General features: G+C 52.7%; 18 protein-coding genes, 1 tRNA gene and 1 other RNA gene. 12 read left to right on the forward strand and 8 right to left on the reverse strand.

Translation table 11 applies throughout. The features are described 5' to 3' along the window. Positions 1-150 precede the first annotated feature (150 nt). From ybgF to Q8A57_RS06220, 4 genes are all read left to right on the forward strand, one after another. A complete protein-coding gene (gene ybgF / locus Q8A57_RS06205; protein ID WP_305170107.1) occupies positions 151-936 on the forward strand; it encodes a tol-pal system protein YbgF in 786 nt (261 codons plus the stop codon). A gap of 62 nt (positions 937-998) precedes the next feature. Beyond that, entirely contained in the window at positions 999-1,649 is a 651-nt protein-coding gene (gene queE, locus Q8A57_RS06210) for a 7-carboxy-7-deazaguanine synthase QueE (protein ID WP_305170108.1), read from the forward strand. 3 nt (positions 1,650-1,652) lie between these two features. Continuing rightward, positions 1,653-2,342 carry a 7-cyano-7-deazaguanine synthase QueC gene (gene queC / locus Q8A57_RS06215; protein WP_305170109.1) on the forward strand — a complete coding sequence of 230 codons (690 nt, stop codon included), beginning with the start codon at positions 1,653-1,655 and terminating at the stop codon, positions 2,340-2,342. Positions 2,343-2,389: 47 nt separating this feature from the next. Continuing rightward, positions 2,390-2,465, forward strand: a tRNA-Lys gene (locus Q8A57_RS06220). A gap of 283 nt (positions 2,466-2,748) precedes the next feature. Here Q8A57_RS06220 and Q8A57_RS06225 read toward each other — a convergent pair. Then, positions 2,749-3,717 (reverse strand): calcium/sodium antiporter, encoded by a 969-nt coding sequence (locus Q8A57_RS06225; RefSeq protein ID WP_305170110.1) that lies wholly within the window; start codon positions 3,715-3,717, stop codon positions 2,749-2,751. A gap of 181 nt (positions 3,718-3,898) precedes the next feature. Between Q8A57_RS06225 and Q8A57_RS06230 the strand changes: the two genes are divergently transcribed. Next, the gene (locus tag Q8A57_RS06230) at positions 3,899-4,987 is read left to right on the forward strand and encodes a mechanosensitive ion channel family protein (RefSeq protein ID WP_305170111.1); all 1,089 of its coding nucleotides are present in this window, start codon (positions 3,899-3,901) and stop codon (positions 4,985-4,987) included. A gap of 29 nt (positions 4,988-5,016) precedes the next feature. On the opposite strand, the gene Q8A57_RS06235 is transcribed toward Q8A57_RS06230, so the two are convergent. Together Q8A57_RS06235 and Q8A57_RS06240 are read right to left on the reverse strand one after the other, a co-directional pair. After that, the gene (locus Q8A57_RS06235; RefSeq protein WP_305170112.1) at positions 5,017-6,213 is read right to left on the reverse strand and encodes a YbfB/YjiJ family MFS transporter; all 1,197 of its coding nucleotides are present in this window, start codon (positions 6,211-6,213) and stop codon (positions 5,017-5,019) included. A 75-nt stretch (positions 6,214-6,288) separates the two neighbouring features. Then, positions 6,289-7,119 carry a tetratricopeptide repeat protein gene (locus Q8A57_RS06240; RefSeq protein ID WP_305170113.1) on the reverse strand — a complete coding sequence of 277 codons (831 nt, stop codon included), beginning with the start codon at positions 7,117-7,119 and terminating at the stop codon, positions 6,289-6,291. Between the two features lie 430 nt (positions 7,120-7,549). Between Q8A57_RS06240 and Q8A57_RS06245 the strand changes: the two genes are divergently transcribed. The 4 genes from Q8A57_RS06245 (at position 7,550) to Q8A57_RS06260 (ending at position 13,052) form a co-directional block, all read left to right on the forward strand. After that, positions 7,550-9,340 carry an FAD-dependent oxidoreductase gene (locus tag Q8A57_RS06245; RefSeq protein WP_305170114.1) on the forward strand — a complete coding sequence of 597 codons (1,791 nt, stop codon included), beginning with the start codon at positions 7,550-7,552 and terminating at the stop codon, positions 9,338-9,340. After that, positions 9,328-11,172: a 2-oxoacid:acceptor oxidoreductase subunit alpha gene (locus Q8A57_RS06250; protein WP_305170115.1), complete on the forward strand. Its 1,845-nt coding sequence runs from the start codon at positions 9,328-9,330 to the stop codon at positions 11,170-11,172. The genes Q8A57_RS06245 and Q8A57_RS06250 overlap by 13 nt, the downstream gene beginning before the upstream one ends. Beyond that, positions 11,169-12,221 carry a 2-oxoacid:ferredoxin oxidoreductase subunit beta gene (locus tag Q8A57_RS06255; protein WP_305170116.1) on the forward strand — a complete coding sequence of 351 codons (1,053 nt, stop codon included), beginning with the start codon at positions 11,169-11,171 and terminating at the stop codon, positions 12,219-12,221. Before Q8A57_RS06250 ends, Q8A57_RS06255 begins: the two co-directional genes overlap by 4 nt. A gap of 138 nt (positions 12,222-12,359) precedes the next feature. Then, positions 12,360-13,052 carry a tetratricopeptide repeat protein gene (locus tag Q8A57_RS06260; RefSeq protein WP_305170117.1) on the forward strand — a complete coding sequence of 231 codons (693 nt, stop codon included), beginning with the start codon at positions 12,360-12,362 and terminating at the stop codon, positions 13,050-13,052. A 93-nt stretch (positions 13,053-13,145) separates the two neighbouring features. Here the strand turns inward: Q8A57_RS06260 and ssrA are convergent. From ssrA to smpB, 4 genes are all read right to left on the reverse strand, one after another. After that, positions 13,146-13,540: a transfer-messenger RNA gene (gene ssrA / locus Q8A57_RS06265) on the reverse strand. Positions 13,541-13,641: 101 nt separating this feature from the next. Next, complete coding sequence (gene bfr / locus Q8A57_RS06270) at positions 13,642-14,115, reverse strand: bacterioferritin (protein ID WP_305170118.1); 474 nt, start codon at positions 14,113-14,115, stop codon at positions 13,642-13,644. Between the two features lie 165 nt (positions 14,116-14,280). After that, positions 14,281-14,478: a (2Fe-2S)-binding protein gene (locus Q8A57_RS06275; RefSeq protein ID WP_305170119.1), complete on the reverse strand. Its 198-nt coding sequence runs from the start codon at positions 14,476-14,478 to the stop codon at positions 14,281-14,283. A 139-nt stretch (positions 14,479-14,617) separates the two neighbouring features. Further along, entirely contained in the window at positions 14,618-15,097 is a 480-nt protein-coding gene (gene smpB, locus Q8A57_RS06280; RefSeq protein WP_305170120.1) for an SsrA-binding protein SmpB, read from the reverse strand. 125 nt (positions 15,098-15,222) lie between these two features. On the opposite strand from smpB, the gene Q8A57_RS06285 reads away from it, so the two are divergent. From Q8A57_RS06285 to Q8A57_RS06295, 3 genes are read left to right on the forward strand one after another with little or no spacing between them, the layout of a single operon-like run. Further along, a complete protein-coding gene (locus tag Q8A57_RS06285; RefSeq protein WP_305170121.1) occupies positions 15,223-16,614 on the forward strand; it encodes a sodium-dependent transporter in 1,392 nt (463 codons plus the stop codon). Beyond that, positions 16,614-17,051 (forward strand): type II toxin-antitoxin system RatA family toxin, encoded by a 438-nt coding sequence (locus Q8A57_RS06290; RefSeq protein ID WP_305170122.1) that lies wholly within the window; start codon positions 16,614-16,616, stop codon positions 17,049-17,051. The genes Q8A57_RS06285 and Q8A57_RS06290 overlap by 1 nt, the downstream gene beginning before the upstream one ends. Beyond that, entirely contained in the window at positions 17,048-17,374 is a 327-nt protein-coding gene (locus tag Q8A57_RS06295; RefSeq protein ID WP_305170123.1) for an RnfH family protein, read from the forward strand. Before Q8A57_RS06290 ends, Q8A57_RS06295 begins: the two co-directional genes overlap by 4 nt. Here the strand turns inward: Q8A57_RS06295 and Q8A57_RS06300 are convergent, their stop codons facing one another. Beyond that, positions 17,375-17,731, reverse strand: a complete 357-nt coding sequence (locus tag Q8A57_RS06300; protein WP_305170124.1) for an outer membrane protein assembly factor BamE — start codon at positions 17,729-17,731, stop codon at positions 17,375-17,377. Positions 17,732-17,826 lie beyond the last annotated feature (95 nt).

Here is a 17,826-nt window from a genome sequence, read left to right on the forward strand (position 1 = left end):
GCTATCAGCTTTGTGAAGGGCGTCCGGTGTGCTTGTCACGCCGGACGCTTTAAGTTGTCAGGATTTTTCCTGAAAGTTTCAGCCCATAACAACTTCTGCACATTCTGCTTGTCCATATCAGGGTCTGCTTAACTCATCGGGGTATGACTCATGCGCGCTTTAATTGCCAGCACTCTCCTATTTGCCTGCATTCCTCTTACGCTCCAAGCTGCGGCTCCGGTGTCCGAAATTGGCAGTGAGTCCACCTATAACCCGCCCCCCATACCCGTTCCGGTACCTGTGACTCCGACACCACAGCCGGTTGCCCCAGCGGCGGTGGGTGACCCCCATTACCAGCTGCAGATGCTTCAGGATGAGGTGCGTACTCTACGGGGTATGGTCGAAGAGCTGAGCAATGATATTAAACAGCTTAAAGCCCGTCAGCTTGATGATTATATGGACCTGGATCGCCGTCTCAGCGGAATGAGTGCCGGTGGAACAGAAACCCAAAACACGCCCACGGCCCATTCAGCTTCTACCACCACGTCGACAGCCACTTCGCCCGTTGTAAAGCCGACTCCGGCATCTGGGAACGAAGCGGCTGATTACACAGCCGCCTACAATGCGTTAAAAGCGGGTAAGACTGCAGAGGCCACGGCACTGTTCAAACAGCATGTTGAGAAGTATCCCAGTGGCACTTACACGGCCAATGCACACTATTGGCTTGGTGAAATTTACCTGTTGCAGAACAACCTGGAACAGGCCAGGCAATCGTTCAATACCGTTACTTCCAGTTACCCGGCACACCGTAAAGCGTCGGATGCCACGTTTAAGCTGGGGTTGGTTTACCACCTGATGGGTGATAACACGAAAGCGAAGTCCCTGCTTGAGAAAGCCGCTGCGGGCACTGATAACGCTGCCAAGTTGGCGCAGAGCTATCTCAGAGAAAATTTCTAGCTGTAACCTGTTGCTGCTTTTTCCGTTAAACTGCGCGGTTTCTGCCGCGTAGTCGAGCTTTCATGGAACAGACATCCCTAAAAATTACCGAGATATTTCACTCCCTGCAGGGTGAATCCTCTACCGTTGGCCTGCCAACCGTATTTGTGCGTCTGACCGGCTGTCCATTGCGCTGTCATTACTGCGATACGGAATACGCCTTTTACGGTGGTGAGCGCAAAACCCTGACGCAAATACTCGATGAGGTGGCAGTCTTTGCCACGCCCCGGGTTTGTGTCACCGGGGGTGAACCGTTGGCGCAGAAATCCTGTCTCGAACTTTTGACGGCACTTTGTGATCGCGGCTATGCCGTGTCACTGGAAACGGCTGGCGCGTTGTCTGTCGCAGACGTTGACCCTCGCGTCGTCAAGGTTATGGACCTGAAAACCCCCGCTTCCGGGGAAGCCCATCGCAATCTGTACGACAACCTTTCGTTATTACAAACTACCGACCAGATTAAATTTGTGATCTGTGATCGTCAGGATTACGAGTGGGCGAGATTAAAGCTGGACGAGCTGTCCCTGCCCGAGCGGGTAGGGGAAATCCTGTTCTCCCCGAGCCATGGTTCACTGCAGGCAAAAGAGTTGGCGGAGTGGATTCTGGAGGACAGGCTGCCGGTAAGATTTCAGTTACAACTGCATAAACTACTCTGGAACGATACCCCGGGGCATTGATTAATGAATGAAACAAATAGAAAAGCCGTTGTATTGGTGTCGGGGGGGTTAGATTCCACCACCGTGCTTGCCATGGCCCGTCAGCAGGGATTCCGTTGTTTTACCCTCAGTTTTGATTACGGCCAACGTGCCCATGCTGAATTGGCGGCTGCCCAGCGCTGTTCAGAGCAGTTGGGTGCAGAACAGCACAAGGTGGTTAAGCTGGATCTGCGAACCATTGGCGGCTCTGCGCTGACCGATGACAGCATTCTGGTGCCAGAAGAAGAAACTAGTGGTATCCCGGTCACCTATGTGCCCGCCCGCAACACAGTGTTCCTTTCCATCGCTCTCGGTTGGGCTGAGGTGCTGGAGGCCAGTGATATTTTTATTGGTGTGAATGCTGTGGATTACTCCGGCTACCCGGACTGTCGGCCAGAATACATCCAGGCTTTTGAGAATATGGCCAATCTCGCTACCAAGGCGGGCGTTGAAGGTCGCTACTTGCGTATAAACAAACCGCTGATTGATCTGACCAAGGCAGAAATTATTCAACTGGGTATGCAAGCCGGTGTGGACTACTCACAAACCGTGTCCTGTTACCAGGCCACGGAAGCGGGACTGGCCTGCGGAAAATGCGATAGTTGCCGGCTGCGCAAAATTGGTTTTGAACAGGCTGGGGTTGGAGATCCAACCCGTTATATTCTCTCGAAATAAATACTTGATTTTTGATTGCCCATAAGTAAGATATGCGCCTCTTCCAAGGGTCGTTAGCTCAGTTGGTAGAGCAGTTGGCTTTTAACCAATTGGTCGCTGGTTCGAATCCAGCACGACCCACCAAATTTAAAAAGGCTGCCTAATTAGGCGGCCTTTTTTATGTCCGATAAGCAATGGATTTATGCATGGAAGCGTTGTGCGACAATCTCCGCCTTGCGTTTCAGGATAGAGGCCTTCCTTAAAAAGCAGTACTTCTTCTCGGTTAGGTGTGAATAAGCTTGGGCGAACGTCGGAGCTGGTACCCGGTGGAGACAAAGGCTTGGACATTGTCATTTAGACCATCCAAGCCATGTCTGTGCACAGTCATTTTCCGGTAAAGATATTGATCATTTTTGCCAGTGAGGCACTAGCCGAATACGGTGGTGCCCAGGTAGACCATATAACCGATATAACAGGACAACAGCACCAACCCCTCAAGGCGGTTGATTCGCCCCGGTCCCCGGAAACCATAGCAGAATACAAACAACAGCAGTGTCAGGGCTGTCATCACCAGCAGGTCTCGGCTGAGGACTTCCGGCCCCACTGACATGGGATGAATGGCGCCAGCGATACCCACCACCGCCAGAGTATTAAAGATATTCGAGCCCAGCACATTACCCAGAGCAATATCGTGCTCACCCTTGCGGGTGGCTGCCAGCGATGAGGCCAGTTCCGGCAGAGATGTGCCAATGGCAATGATGGTCAGGCCGATGACAATATCACTGACACCCAGGCCCTGGGCAATTTCCACTGCACCCCAGACCAGCAATCTTGAGCTGGCAACCAGTAATACCAGCCCCAGAATCAACTGCCACACCGACTTTGACAACGCAACCGGGTGTGCGGCCAGCTCTTCAGCCACTTCACTGCCCAGTACATCGGTTTTATTGCGAAGCCCCTGGCGAATAGTCCAACCCATGAGGCAGGCAAACAGTCCTAATAATATCCATGCGTCGGTTCTGGAAACATGACCATCCCAGAGTTGGTAGGCCGCCAGTCCGGCAAGGGCAATAAGGATCGGCAGTTCCTTGCGCAACACCTGAGAGTGAACCGCAATGGGGCTTATCAGTGCCGTCAGGCCAAGAATCAGTGCAATATTAGTGATGTTAGAGCCGTAGGCATTCCCCAGTGCAATGCCCGGGTTACCCTGGGAGGCGGCGAGGGCCGAGACCACCATCTCCGGTGCGGACGTACCAAAACCAACAATCACCATACCGATCAGCAGTGGTGGCATGCCGAAGTGGCCCGCCGTGCCAGCGGCGCCATCGACAAACTGGTCGGCACTCCAGACCAGCACAATCAGCCCTGCGATAACGGCCAGTAATGGAATTAGCATACAACGTCCTGGGTACTCAACAATCGGGGTGACCTGAATGGGTCAGCATGATCATACCCATGGGTATAAATAGCAAGTCCGGAGCAGCAGAGAGCAGTCCTGCCATCCCGTTGAGTTGGCTTCTGCATCTGAAGGTATGAATGTTGCATCACTGATGGTATCTGTCAGCGGGAGAAAGACTATGTTTTCAATCGATTACCTGAACGATGCTTTGACACCCTGGGTCATCGTGATAGTTGGCGTTGTGATCAGTGCTGTGGTCCTTTATATCCTGAAAAAGCTGATCATGCACCGCCTGCGCAAACTGACCAGTGAAACACGGTATATGCTGGACTCACTAATGGTTTATGCATTGTCCCTGCCGTTGACTGTGTTTGCCGTCGCCTGCCTGTTAATGGTTGTCGAGGCGCTGCTCAACTACACGGGATTACTGGCAAATACGGGTCAGGCATACGGCGATACACTGATCAAAATACTGCTGATTATGGCCGTTATCCTGTTCGTCGACCGTATCACCATGGGGTTTATCGGCGAACAGGCTGAGCGGCATGAGAATTTCAAAAACAGTAAAACCATTCTCAAGGGCATCAGTCGGGGCATTATTATCTGTATCGGTGCCCTCGTGTTACTGGGCACACTGGGCATCTCCGTCACGCCCATTGTGGCGTCTCTGGGGATTACGTCTCTGGCGGTAGCGCTGGCACTTCAACCCACGCTGGAAAACTTTTTTTCCGGCGTGCAAATGGTGATCGACAAGCCCATTCGTGTGGGAGACTTTATTGAAATCGAATCCGGGGAGCAGGGGTTTGTGGATAAAATTGGCTGGCGTTCCACCTGGATCAGGATGCTGCCCAACAACACCATCATTATGCCCAACAGTGAGCTGTCAAATTCCAAGATCATCAATTACTTCTACCCGGAAAAAGAGCTGTCGGTGCCGGTGGAAGTGGGAGTTCACTACAGTTCAGACCTGGAACATGTGGAGCGTGTGACCCTGGAGGTAGCGCGCGAGATTCTGGTCAGCCATGAATGGGGCGTGGATGATTACGAGACCTTTGTGGTGTATACGGCGTTTGCAGATTCCAGCATCAACTTTACCGTGATGCTACGCGCCAAGGAGTACTTCAATCGCTTCTGGGTAAAGTCGGCCTTTATCAAGGCATTGCACAAGCGTTATGCCGAGGAGGGCATTGTGATTCCCTACCCCATCCGTGCGCTCAACACCCGGCAGGAGTCGGCGACCTTTACTCCACCCGTAACAGATATCTGACTCCGCGGCTGGTGTTGTTCCGCTAAAGGTTATTGGGTTGTCGGCAGACGCGTGAGCAGGCTGAACAGCAGACCGAACACCAAGGCAGCGGCACCGATACCGAATGCCTCACCGAGGGTGCCGCCGTAGGATAGCCACATTTTGGTCAGCCAAGGGCCAGCCACCTGAGCCAGCCCGTAAAGGGCCACCAAGGCCGCTGAAAGTTTGGGGCCCTGATGGGGTTGCAGTGCCCGCCCGATGCGCTGGGTTAGCAATACGGTACCGAGAAACGTGCCGCCCACCAGCAATCCGCAGCAGATAATCCCGAAAGTGCCGCCAATCAGCACTGCCGCCAACACGCCGCACAACTGCACCACAAAATTCAATCGCAATGCTGGCAGGTCTCCCATGAGGGACCCCAGTGTATTCCAGACCCATGGGGAGGGAATGGTGGCCAACGCGACCAGCAGCCAGGAACCATTGGTGAGCCAGTGCTCTGCTGTGAGGGTCAGGCTGGCCAGCAGTGGCAGAAAGGTCATCGGCAGAATGTAACCCAACCCGGCCCCAGCGTAAGAAAGGAACAGTGGCAGGCTGGCACGATTAACCAGCCCTTTTGTGGGTCGTTCGGTGTGGTTTGCATCTTCACTGGTGACGGGAATTTCCAGTCCCAGTAACTGGCGGATTCCCCACCACACCAGCGGCAGCGAGAACAGTGCCGCCGGCCACCAGCGTCCCGGTCCGTGCAGCCAGTCCCGGCTGACACTGACAAGCGCACTGGATAACAGCAGACCCACGCCAACTCCGAGATACACAAGACCACTGAGTGAAGCACGATTGCGTGTTACCAGCCATTCCAGAATCAGCGCTGGCACCTGAACAAACACCACGCCGTTGGCAATACCGTTGAGGCAGCGGGTAATACTCAATGCTGAAGGGTCCACCAGTTGTGTTTGCGCCAGAGTTGTCAGCACGTGGGTCCAGAGAGCGAGCGGTAACAGCACACGAATATGGGGAATGCTATGCCAGCGAATGGCCAGTAGAGCCCCCAGCAGATAGCCAAGGTAGTTCCATGTGGCCACGGCTGCACCCTGTTGCGGCGTCAGCATACCGTCGCCGATAAAGTAGGGCAGCAGGGGGGTATAGATAAACCGTCCCAGCGTGTGCACCACCAGCAACAGAGCTGCGCCCGCCAGCAGGATATAAAACTCCTTGGGCGGGAATCCTGGATGATGTTGTGGGTCGTGCATGTTGTGCCTTACCGTAGGGCTTGCCCGGCAGGTAGTGACCGGAAGAAGGGTTTCATTACCAGGGCTGTCAAAAGATCAGGGGCTTTCGGCCGGATTGTCACCTCTTTTTTCCAGCGCCGGCTGGTAGTTCTGATCTGCCGATAGCTGCAGCCAGTGACGGGATTGTGCTTTGTCCATGGGCTGTCCAACGCCGGTTTCGTACATCACCGATAGCGCGTATTGGGCCTCAGCATTGCCACCCTCGGCGGCCACTTTAAACAACTCCCCGGCGCGGTCAATATCCTGCTCAACGCCGAGCCCGGTTTCATACAGCCAGGCCAGCCGTGTGACAGCTTCGTAGTGGGGTGGAGTGGCCTCTGCCATTTCGATCAATAACTCCCGTGGCTGGTCCACTTCACCCTTGGCGATCAACTGCCGGACCTTGAGCATGGGGGAATCCTCGGCAGCACCACCCATATTGATGGATTTCAGCATATCCGCCGCGTCCTCGTCGCCGTCCAGCGCAGCGATGGTCAGCCAGTGGGTCGCTGTTTCAGCATTCACCAGTTCGGGATGGTTCATGTGCATCAGCCCCACTTGGTAGGCCCCTGCTCGGCTGCCCTTTTCTGCGGCATGCAGATAGTAGTCCCGCGCTACCATCAGGTCTTTTTCAACGCCCATTCCCTGTTCATACAAGATGCCCAGGTTAAAGGCTGCCTCGCCACTGCCCTTGCCGGTAATGTGCAGCCACATTTCTCGGGCTACCTCGTAGTGGGCCATTTTGAATTCTGCGTAGGCCAGATAAAGCTGCATTTTCGGTTCTGCGGCATGGAATTCTTCGGGCAGTTCCACTTCCGCCTGGGCGCAAAGTGATACCAGCAGTGCGGCCAGCGTTATTCGGATCTTGGCAAACGTCTTGGTAAACATGGCAATTGCTCGGGCTGACAATAGATTCACTATAGAGCATTGAAGCAGTCTGCCTGGCAAAGTGCCACGGTGCTTTAGTCCAATGTAGTAGGAGGTGTCTTCCCGCCGATACAGGGATGATGTGGTGATTGAAATACACAGCTCAGGGATCAGCTCTTCCGGTCTGACTTGGGTTCAAAATGACTAGGGCTTCAACCAGCAGGAAAAGGGTTTGTTGCAACATCTGCTGGTTATTCATATGACTTTCCTGGCTTTACTGGGCAAGCCCGGTTGATCTGCAGGTGCTAGTGAATATCTCAATAAGTTGTTTGGTAAGGCCGGGGATTCAATTAGGTACACTGCCTTCATTCGGGTCGTCATAGTTGTTGCAGAGGACCAAGTCAGCGAGTATTGTTGTCCCAAAGTGTTTGGTATTAGGTGAGGAATCCACTTGAAGCCAACCGATATAATAAAAAACAAAGAGTATTTCCACCGGGTCGTCGATTGTCAGTATGCCTGCCCAGCACATACTCCTGTTCCTGAATATATTCGCCTGATCGCACAGCAGCGATACACAGAAGCCTACATGATCAACTGGGAATCCAATGTGTTCCCCGGTGTGTTGGGGCGTACCTGTGATCGCCCCTGTGAGCCAGCGTGCCGCCGGGGTCGAGTTGAAGAAGAGCCGGTTGCCATCTGTCGTTTAAAACGTGTGGCGGCAGATCATAAAGATGAAATCTCAGCGCATTTGCCAGTTATCCCGACTACTAAAAATGGTCGAAAAATAGCGTTGGTGGGTGCGGGTCCGGCTTCATTGACTGTGGCGAGAGATTTGGCACCCCTCGGCTATGAGCTGCATGTTTACGACGAGCAGAAGAAAGGCGGTGGCTTTATGCGAAGCCAGATACCATCATTTCGACTGCCTGAATCCGTATTGGACGAGGAAGTCGGTTATATCCTCGATATGGGCCTCGTGACCCACTTCAATCACTACGTGGACAGCCTCCAGGACTTGCTGAATCAGAAATACGATGCCGTTTTTGTGGGTTCAGGTGCCCCTCGCGGGCGGGATCTGGCTAACCTGCCGGGTCGTCAGGAAGCTGATGAATCAATCCATATTGGTATTGATTGGCTGGCCAGCGTGGCTTTTGAACATACGGAGTCAATTGGCAAACGCGTGATTGTGTTGGGTGGTGGTAATACGGCGATGGACTGCTGCCGAACCGCCCGTCGTCTGGGGGGTGAAGACGTCAAGGTCGTTGTTCGCAGCCCCTACGAAGAAATGAAAGCCTCCCCGTGGGAAAAAGAAGATGCCACCCACGAGGGCATTCCCATCATAGACAATCACGTGCCCCTGGAGTTTGTCCACGAAGGTGGGAAATTGGTGGGTATGCGTTTTGAGAAAGTCTGCGCTGCCTACGATGACCATGGCAAACGGTCCCTGGTACCCACCGGTGAAGAACCTGTGTTGTATCCCTGCGATGCTGTGTTGGTAGCCATCGGTCAGGAGAATGCATTTCCCTGGATCGAAAAAGACATCGGTATCGAGTTCGACGATTGGGGTATGCCGGTACTGAATCCGCAGACTTATCAGTCATCCCTTTCAAATGTTTTCTTTGGTGGAGATGCGGCATTTGGGCCCAAAAATATTATTACCGCCGTTGCCCAGGGGCATCAGGCAGCCATCTCGATTGACCTGTTCTGCAATGGGCAAAAGGTAGAGGAAAGGCTGCCACCCAGCACCAACCTGGTCAGTCAGAAAATGGGTATTCACGAGTGGAGCTACGATAACGGTATTACCACGGATGACAGAAAAATTGTCCCCCTGGTGGAACTGACCAGTGCTCTCCAGAACCGTGCTCTGGAAGTGGAGCTGGGATTCGATGTGCAGACAGCCTTTGTGGAAGCACAACGTTGCCTGAACTGTGATGTGCAGACGGTATTCACCGATGACAAATGTATTGAATGCGATGCCTGTGTCGACATCTGTCCCATGGACTGCATCAACTTCATAGAGAATGCCGAAGAGGATGAGCTTCGGCAAAATATCCGTGTGAAGGCCGTTAATGTGGAGCAGGCGCTCTATGTATCCGGGGAGCTCAAAACCGGGAAAGTGATGGTGAAGGATGAGGATGTTTGTCTTCACTGCGGGCTTTGTGCGGAACGATGTCCCACAGCAGCCTGGGATATGCAGCAGTTCTATTATCAGGTGACCAAGGCCGCGTCAGCATGCAAAAAATAACATCGGTCAATGATTTTGTGGTTTGTTTTGCCAACACCAATGGTACGGGTTCAGCCAGTGCCAACAATTTGTTTGCCAAATCAATTTTTCGCATGGGCATACCCGTCAGCCCCAAAAATGTCTTTCCCTCTAACATACAGGGCTTGCCCACCTGGTATGAGGTACGGGTAAACGACAAGGGCTACTTGGGCCGGCGGGGTGGTGTTGATCTCATGGTGGCGATCAATCCCCAGAGCATCGCCCAAGATATTAAGTTGGTGAGCACCGGTGGTTATTTCCTCTACGACAGTACCAAGCCGCTGGACGCGGGACTTCTCCGGGATGATATCAACCTGTTGGGAATACCGTTGACGGATATTTCCCGGCGTGAATATACCGACCAGCGCCAAAGGCAACTGTTTAAAAATGTAATTTATATCGGTGCATTAGCAGCGCTGCTGGATATGGAATTCGATGTACTGAAAAACCTGATTCACGAGCAGTTCAAAGGCAAGGAAAAGCTGATCGCGCCGAATATACATGCCCTTGAGCTGGGTTATCAGTACGCGCGGAAAAATTTCGATTGTCCCCTGGGAATTCGTATAGAACGCAGGGCTATGGTTAACAATCATATTTTGATGGAGGGTAACGAAGCCCTGGCGCTGGGTGCCATCTATGGTGGTGCCACTGTTGCAGCCTGGTATCCGATTACACCGTCTACCTCGGTGGTGGAGCAATTTGAAAAATATGCCAAGCGGCTGAGAGTCGATCCCGGCTCCGGTAAATGTAACTACGCGATTGTGCAGGCAGAAGATGAACTGGCGGCAATTGGCGTGGTTGTCGGCGCCTCCTGGAATGGTGCCAGGGCCTTTACCGCCACGTCAGGGCCGGGTGTCTCCCTGATGAATGAGTTTTTGGGTTTGGCCTATTTTGCCGAAGTGCCGACGGTGTTGATTGATGTGCAGCGTTCCGGCCCCTCCACAGGTATGCCCACGCGAACCCAGCAGTCAGATGTTTTATTGGCAGCCTATGCGTCCCATGGTGATACCAAGCACGTGCTCTTATTCCCCTCGACGCCAAAAGAATGTTTTGAGATGGGTGCCGCCAGTTTTGAGTTGGCGGATCAATTGCAGACCCCGGTGATTATCATGAATGACCTGGATCTGGGTATGAATGAACACTTTTCTGAGCCGTTGGAATGGGATGATGCAACCTGTTACAACCGTGGCAAAGTGCTATCAGAATCCGATCTGGAAAACATGAAGGAGCGTTACGGTCGTTATCTGGATGTAGATAATGATGGCATCTGTTATCGAACCTATCCCGGCACCCACCCCACCAAAGGTGCGTTTTTTACGCGCGGCACCTCACGTGACCGCTATGCCGTTTACACCGAAAGCAGTGATGCATACGTGGATAATATGGAGCGCTTATTGGTCAAGTGGGAGACGGCCAAAGGCTATGTGCCGAAACCTGAATTACGGCCTGCGGCTAAAGCGACCACCGATGGCATTATCTACTTTGGCACCACCAAAGCTTCAGCGGAAGAGGCGCTGGATATCCTGAGCGAGCAGGGTGTTCACCTGGATGCCATGAGAATTAGAAGCTTTCCTTTCAATGCAGATGTCGATGCCTTTCTTGAAAACCATGATCGGATATATGTGGTGGAACAGAATAGAGATGGGCAATTGCGCACCCTGTTGATTAATGAATGTGAGATAGCGCCTGACAAGCTGAAAGCACTTTGTTGTTTTGACGGTATGCCGGTGACTGCCCGCTGGATTATTGATCACGTTCTGGGGGGTGGCAAAGCGACCCGACCGGTGCCTGCTATCAGGGAGGTTAAAGCATGACTTACATGCGACCTGAATTCCGTCACCCCGATTTGCCCGTTAACGACCTGGGCTACACCAGAAAGGATTACGAAGGGGCCATATCAACACTCTGTGCCGGCTGTGGTCACGACTCAATCAGCGCTGCGGTGATTCAAGCCTGTTTCGAGTTGGCGATTGAGCCACATAAAGTGGCAAAAATATCAGGCATTGGCTGTTCATCCAAAACGCCCACCTATTTTTTAGGCAAATCTCACGGGTTTAACTCGGTACATGGGCGGATGCCTTCCGTAGCCACTGGCGCCAACCTCGCCAACCGTGATTTGACTTACATAGGTGTTTCCGGCGATGGCGATACTGCTTCAATTGGCATGGGGCAGTTTGCCCACGCGGTTCGCCGCAACCTCAATATGCTGTATCTGGTGGAAAACAATGGTTGTTATGGTTTGACCAAAGGTCAGGATTCCGCCACTTCAGATATCGGTTCAATTGGCAAAAAGGGCACGCCTAACCTGTTTGAGCCGATCGATCTCTGTACCCTGGCACTGGAGTTGGGGGCAACATTTGTCGCCCGAAGTTTTTCAGGAGATAAAGACCAGCTCGTGCCATTAATCAAGGCTGCCATCAGTCATTGTGGCTTCGCACTGATCGATGTGATGTCGCCCTGTGTAACATTCAACAACAACCCAAACTCCACCAAAGGTTACGAGTTTGTTCGCGACCATATTGCGGCCACCGGCAAGACCGACTTTATTCCCGTGCGTAAGGAAATCATGGCGGAATATAACCCGGGCTTTACCCAGGAAGTTACCCTGCACGACGGCTCGGTGATACACCTCTACAAAAACGATAGCGACCTGGATTTACATGACCGCTTGAGTGCCATTCAGGCCATCCACCGGTGTAAGGAAAAAAATGAGATCCTTACAGGTCTCTTATACCTCGACCCGGATTGCGAGGATCTGCATCAGATTCTCGGTACCGTAGAAAAACCGCTGCGCGACCAGAACGAGGAAGAACTTTGCCCGGGCAGCAAGGCGCTGGAAGCGATCAACGAAAGTTTGCGTTAATTTAAATAACAAAAAAGCCCCGCTTTATGGCGGGGCTTTTTTTATTCTGGATTGGAACCACAGCTCGGTACCTGTTTGCAGTTGCTCGCCATGCGGGCGTGTGTTGTAGTTGCGGGCTGGTTTTAACGGATGGTCATCATGAAATACATCACCAAGCTATTAATTCTGGGGTTGTCTTTGTATGTCTGGGTTTCAGGCAATGCCTATGCAGCGCAAACTGAAGAACCGGATGCCGGGAACGGTGACAATACTGCCGCTGTGGTGGATCAATCCCGTGCATTATCTGCGGCGGAAAAGGCTCAATCGCAATTCTATCGTGGGATGACCTCTTATCTCGAAGGAGACTATCAGACGGCCGCCAAGAGTTTTCACCAGGCCGCAGGGCAAGGGCATGCCAATGCGCAGTTTACCCTCGGGGTAATGTTCTACCAGGGTGATGGTGTCGATCAGGACTACAAAGAAGCGGTCAAATGGTACCGCCTGGCGGCGGATCAGGGCTTGACTCCCGCGCAGTTCAATGTCGGCATGATGTACTACCAGGGCGAAGGCGTCGATCAGGACTATCAGGAAGCGGCTAAGTGGTATCGCATGGTCGCAGAACAAGGATTGGCGCAGGCGCAGTTCAACCTTGGCATGATGTATAACTTGGGGCAGGGCGTGACACAGGACCAGGTTCATGCCTACATGTGGGCTGACCTGGCCGCAGCCAATGATCACCCCAAAGCGATAGAGTTACGTAACACAGTGGCACAAGCGCTGGCACCGGCAGATATTGCAAAAGCGCAGCAGCTGGCTAAAGAGTGCCAGGAAAACAGTTACAAGGGTTGTTGATGTCTAGATGGCAGAGTTGAGTATAGTCTTCGGGTATTTTCTTTGGTCCGGATAACTAAAAAGCCACACCCTAGGGTGTGGCTTTTTAGTGATTGGTGGAGGCGGCGGGAATTGAACCCGCGTCCGTCAGTCCTCTGCCGAGGGATCTACATGCTTAGTTCAGTCTATTAAATTTAACAGGTTACAACCCGACTGACAGGGCACGTAAACTGCGATTCCGGTAAGTGTTTAGCGAATCCACCCCGGACGAGCTTCATCGCGATCTTGTGAGTATGACACCTGAGTGCTTCGCCGCTACCCGAGGGTAGTTGAAGCGCTGGACGCACAAGCACGGCTCCAGTCAGATGGCATTCTACCGTTTCTTAGGCGGCGAGTGCGTAGTTGTCGTCGTTGGCAACTATAATTTGCGACTTTGGATTTACGAGATTGGTCGCCATCTCGGCATGCACCCAGGGTTTCGTAACCGGCGTCGAATCCAAATCGCCCCCTGAAGATGACAGTTAATAACTGTGGCGGCATAGTACCACAGCAACGTAACGATCCTTAGACTGTTATGGGGTTTTCAGGTTCATTTTCAAGCCCTAGGAGGTTATTCCTCGATAATCTGGACTTGCAGGTAATTTTGAATGCCGATTCTGTCGATCAACCCCAGCTGGGTTTCCAGCCAGTCCACATGTTCCTCCTCGGACTCGAGAATGTCGTTGAACAGGTCGCGACTAACGTAGTCTTTGATGGATTCCGCGTAGGCAATGGCTTCACGTAACACGGGAAGGGCTTCCATTTCCAGTTTGAGGTCGCATTCCAGCATTTCCTGGGTGTTTTCACCGATGTAGAACTTGCCCAGGTCCTGAAGGTTGGGGAGTCCCTCAAGAAATAAAATACGCTCTGTGACGGCATCTGCGTGTTTCATTTCATCAATGGATTCATGGTATTCCTTGTCGGCGATCTCCTTCAGTCCCCAGTCCTTGTACATTTTGGCATGGAGGAAATATTGATTGATGGCGCGCAGTTCGTTACCCAGTACTTTGTTCAAATACGCAATCAGTTGTGTATCACCTTTCATGGGATGTCCTTTTAAGTTCTGTAAGTTTCACGGCCTCTCTCAATAATAGGTTACCGAGTTCATGGTGCCGCTACTACCATGAATTGACAAAAAAATAGGACCTGGTGGGGTCCTATTATCAGTTAATAAGGCGTGTAAGCCTGAAATGGATGGTGGTAATGGGAGTTACGCAGTGCCCATGGCGTCGAAGTAGTTGGCTTCGGCGATAGCCTCTTTAAGAATGGCTTTTGCCTGGGGTAGGCATTTGCCACATTGGCTGGCAGCCCCTGTGCACTGTTTCAACGCTCTCATGTTGGAAGCGCCATTTTCTACGGCTTCCCGAATATCCCGATCAGTCACGGCGTTGCATATACAGACATACATAGGGTGTAGACGCTTCTTGGTAATGAGAACTGTTATCAATCCTAAATGATAACAATTATCAATGTCAAAGTATTTTTTTCAGGATATTTTTAGTGGGTCGTCAGCAATCGCCGGATACTGAAATCTGGGAGGAAGGGTGTTACTGATTGTGGCGCATAATTCGCTGTTTCTGCCGTTCCCAGTCGCGGTTTTTCTCTGTCTGACGTTTGTCGTGTTCCTTTTTACCTTTGGCCAGCGCGATCTCGCATTTCACCAGGTGGTTTTTCCAATAGAGTGCGGTGGCCACACAGGTATAGCCCTTCTGATTGACGCCGTTGAACAATCGGCTCAGTTCCCGCTGATTGAGCAGCAGTTTGCGGGTGCGGGTGGGGTCGGTCACAAAGTGTGTGGAGGCCGTTGGTAGGGGGGTGATATGAGTCCCGAGCAGAAAGGCTTCGCCATCCTTCAGCAAAACGTAGCTGTCCGTGAGCTGAACTTTTCCGGCCCGTAAACTTTTTACTTCCCAGCCTTTCAACACCAGACCGGCCTCAAATTTTTCTTCCAGCTGGTATTCGTGTCGCGCTCGTTTGTTAAGTGCGATGGTAGCGCTTTGTTTCTTTTTCTGAGGTTTCTTGGCCATGGCGGGGCATTATAAGGATTGCGCCGGGTAGCGCCTATGGTTTTGTTGCTGGTGAGGCTGTCCGTTGGTTTTTCCAGAGGGGGAATGCCGGTACAATCGGCTTCAACAACGTTCGAGCAGTATTCATGGCAGAACAACAACTTTCAGCTGCGACCCGGGGGCGTGGCCTCCACGGGTCCTGGGCCAGCCGTTGGACATTTATCATGGCGGCCACAGGTTCTGCTGTGGGGCTGGGCAATATCTGGAAGTTTCCCTACATTGCCGGTGAAAATGGCGGTGGTGCCTTCGTGCTGGTTTACCTGCTATGCATTCTCCTCGTCGGGATGCCTATTATGGTGGCGGAAGTGATGTTGGGCCGCCGTGGTCGCCAGAGCCCCATTAATGCCATGCGTTTTCTGACTGAGGAAGCCGGGCTGCACGGTGCCTGGCACGCTATTGGTTGGCTGGGTGTTACTGCGGGATTGATGATTCTTTCCTACTACGCGGTGATTGCTGGCTGGGCTCTCTATTACATCGGGGAAATGGCCTCCGGTACCTTTTTGGGTGCCAGCGCGGAACAGGCTGGTGAAATCTTCGGAGAACTGCTGGCAGACCCCCAGGAGTTAATTTTCTGGCAAAGTATTTTTATGGTGCTCACCATCGCGGTGGTCATCGGTGGGGTTACCCGGGGACTGGGGGTGGCCGTTCGTATACTGATGCCCATGCTGTTTGTGCTGTTGCTGGTGTTGTTGGGTTTTTCCATCCAGCGGGGTGATTTTGCCCAGGGTTTCAGTTTTCTGTTCAGTTTTAATGCAGAAGCACTCACCTGGGCGGGGGTGTTGGAGGCGTTGGGCCATGCCTTCTTTACCCTCAGCCTGGGCATGGGAGCCATCATGGCCTACGGTGCCTACATGCCGGAGCACGCTAGAATCGGTCGCACGGTGTTGGCCGTGGGAGTCCTCGATACGTTAGTCGCATTAATGGCCGGGCTGGCGATATTCCCGATCGTGTTTGCCAACCCGGCCATTGAGCCTGGGGCGGGCCCGGGGTTGATGTTTGTCAGTCTGCCGGTGGCGTTTGGCAATATGACCGGTGGCCTGTTGTTTGGCAGCCTGTTTTTTGTCCTGGTCACTGTCGCTGCCTGGAGTTCGGCCATTTCGCTGATAGAGCCGGCTGTGGCTTACCTGATTGAAACAAAGCGGTTCAATCGTCTCACCGCTAACCTGCTGCTGGGTGGTATTGCCTGGGTTGTGGGGCTTGGTAGTGTGTTGTCCTTCAATGTTTGGGAAGAAAAACGCCTGGCCGGGTTCAACTTCTTCGAATTTATGGATTTCCTCACTTCCAGCGTTATGCTGCCCCTGACGGGGCTGTTTATCGCATTGTTTGTGGGCTGGCTGATGCGGCCCGATACAGTGCGGCGGGAGCTGGAAGATGAAACCCATGCAGTCTTTTCTGCCTGGCGCTGGGTTGTACGCTATCTCTCACCTTTCGCTGTTCTGGTGGTGTTTGTTCTGGGTGTTTATAAGACGTTTGCCTGATGTTGACGACAATAAAGCGCAGTGCGCTGGTGATGTACTCGGCTCAGCAGATGTTTGATCTGGTCAACGATGTGGCGAGCTATCCTCTGTACATGGAGGGCTGTGTCGGGGCGCATATTCTGGCGGAAGATCCGCAATCAATGACGGCGCGGCTGGACCTGAAAAAAGGGGGGGTGGGACACAGTTTTACCACCTGTAATACGCTTTATCCCCCGGATCGTATTGTGATGCAGCTGTCGGAAGGGCCTTTTAAAAAGCTCTCGGGCGAGTGGAGTTTCAAGGCGCTGACCGAATCGGCCTGCAAGGTGATGCTGGACCTGGAATTTGAATTTAACAGCCTGTCGATGGGGTTGGCCTCTGGCAGTGTGTTTGCCTCTGTGGCTAACAACCTGGTGGACTCTTTGTCAAAGCGGGCGCAAGAGGTTTATGGCCGATGAAAGATGTGGAATTGATTACCGTCGAAGTGGCTTACGCTTTACCCCAGCGTCAGCAGCTGAAAACCCTGCAGGTGGCGCCGGGGACCACTGCCTATGAAGCAGTAGAGCAATCGGGCATTGTGCAGCAGTTTCCGGAAATTGATCTGGAGACGGCAAAGATGGGGATTTTTGGTCAGTCTTTGGGTAGTAAAGGTTTGAAGCCACCTAAAGAGCAGGTGCTGCAGGCAGGTGATCGGGTGGAGATTTATCGTCCGCTGCTGGTGGACCCCAAGGAAGTCAGAAAACGTCGGGCTGAAAAAGCCAAGCAGGGGGCCAGCGAGTAATTACTCGGTTGCTTCGTCTGCGTCAGCTTCTTGTTCAGCGGGCTCGGGCTCTGCCGGAGGCGGAGCCAAAGCGGAGGGAATGAAATCGCCGCGGAAGCCCACCAGTTTTTCGTCTTCGAAGTAAATAGAGACTTGTTCACGCACCTCTTCACCTTCAGAGGGGTACAGGCTGTAGTAGTAATCCCAGCGATTCTCGTTGAAGGTGTCTGCGATCAGGGGTGTGCCCATGATGAATCGCACCTGGGACTTGGTCATCCCGGGCTTAAGCTGATCGATCATTTCCTGGGTGATGACATTGCCCTGCTGAATATCAAATTTATGGATACTCGGCAGTTTGGGCATGCTGAAGCTGGGCATGGAGATACCTGAACAGCCCGAGAGGGAGACCATCAGGGCCAGGCAACAGCTCAATCGCGCAGTAAAGTGCATCGTGGGGTTCCAGTCATTTCAGC

The organism is Porticoccus litoralis, from assembly GCF_030676955.1.
Taxonomy (GTDB): Bacteria; Pseudomonadota; Gammaproteobacteria; order Pseudomonadales; family Porticoccaceae; genus Porticoccus; species Porticoccus litoralis.

Bases quoted from the DNA above. Each gene is read 5' to 3' on its own strand.
- Q8A57_RS06275 (WP_305170119.1), bottom strand. From the start codon at position 14,478: ATGTATGTCTGTATATGCAACGCCGTGACTGATCGGGATATTCGGGAA.
- Q8A57_RS06285 (WP_305170121.1), top strand. From the start codon at position 15,223: ATGGCAGAACAACAACTTTCAGCTGCGACCCGGGGGCGTGGCCTCCAC.
- Q8A57_RS06255 (WP_305170116.1), top strand. From the start codon at position 11,169: ATGACTTACATGCGACCTGAATTCCGTCACCCCGATTTGCCCGTTAAC.
- Q8A57_RS06260 (WP_305170117.1), top strand. From the start codon at position 12,360: ATGAAATACATCACCAAGCTATTAATTCTGGGGTTGTCTTTGTATGTC.
- ybgF (WP_305170107.1), top strand. From the start codon at position 151: ATGCGCGCTTTAATTGCCAGCACTCTCCTATTTGCCTGCATTCCTCTT.
- queC (WP_305170109.1), top strand. From the start codon at position 1,653: ATGAATGAAACAAATAGAAAAGCCGTTGTATTGGTGTCGGGGGGGTTA.
- Q8A57_RS06240 (WP_305170113.1), bottom strand. From the start codon at position 7,119: ATGTTTACCAAGACGTTTGCCAAGATCCGAATAACGCTGGCCGCACTG.
- smpB (WP_305170120.1), bottom strand. From the start codon at position 15,097: ATGGCCAAGAAACCTCAGAAAAAGAAACAAAGCGCTACCATCGCACTT.
- Q8A57_RS06250 (WP_305170115.1), top strand. From the start codon at position 9,328: ATGCAAAAAATAACATCGGTCAATGATTTTGTGGTTTGTTTTGCCAAC.
- bfr (WP_305170118.1), bottom strand. From the start codon at position 14,115: ATGAAAGGTGATACACAACTGATTGCGTATTTGAACAAAGTACTGGGT.
- Q8A57_RS06295 (WP_305170123.1), top strand. From the start codon at position 17,048: ATGAAAGATGTGGAATTGATTACCGTCGAAGTGGCTTACGCTTTACCC.
- Q8A57_RS06300 (WP_305170124.1), bottom strand. From the start codon at position 17,731: ATGCCCAGCTTCAGCATGCCCAAACTGCCGAGTATCCATAAATTTGAT.
- Q8A57_RS06290 (WP_305170122.1), top strand. From the start codon at position 16,614: ATGTTGACGACAATAAAGCGCAGTGCGCTGGTGATGTACTCGGCTCAG.
- Q8A57_RS06230 (WP_305170111.1), top strand. From the start codon at position 3,899: ATGTTTTCAATCGATTACCTGAACGATGCTTTGACACCCTGGGTCATC.
- Q8A57_RS06225 (WP_305170110.1), bottom strand. From the start codon at position 3,717: ATGCTAATTCCATTACTGGCCGTTATCGCAGGGCTGATTGTGCTGGTC.
- queE (WP_305170108.1), top strand. From the start codon at position 999: ATGGAACAGACATCCCTAAAAATTACCGAGATATTTCACTCCCTGCAG.
- Q8A57_RS06235 (WP_305170112.1), bottom strand. From the start codon at position 6,213: ATGCACGACCCACAACATCATCCAGGATTCCCGCCCAAGGAGTTTTAT.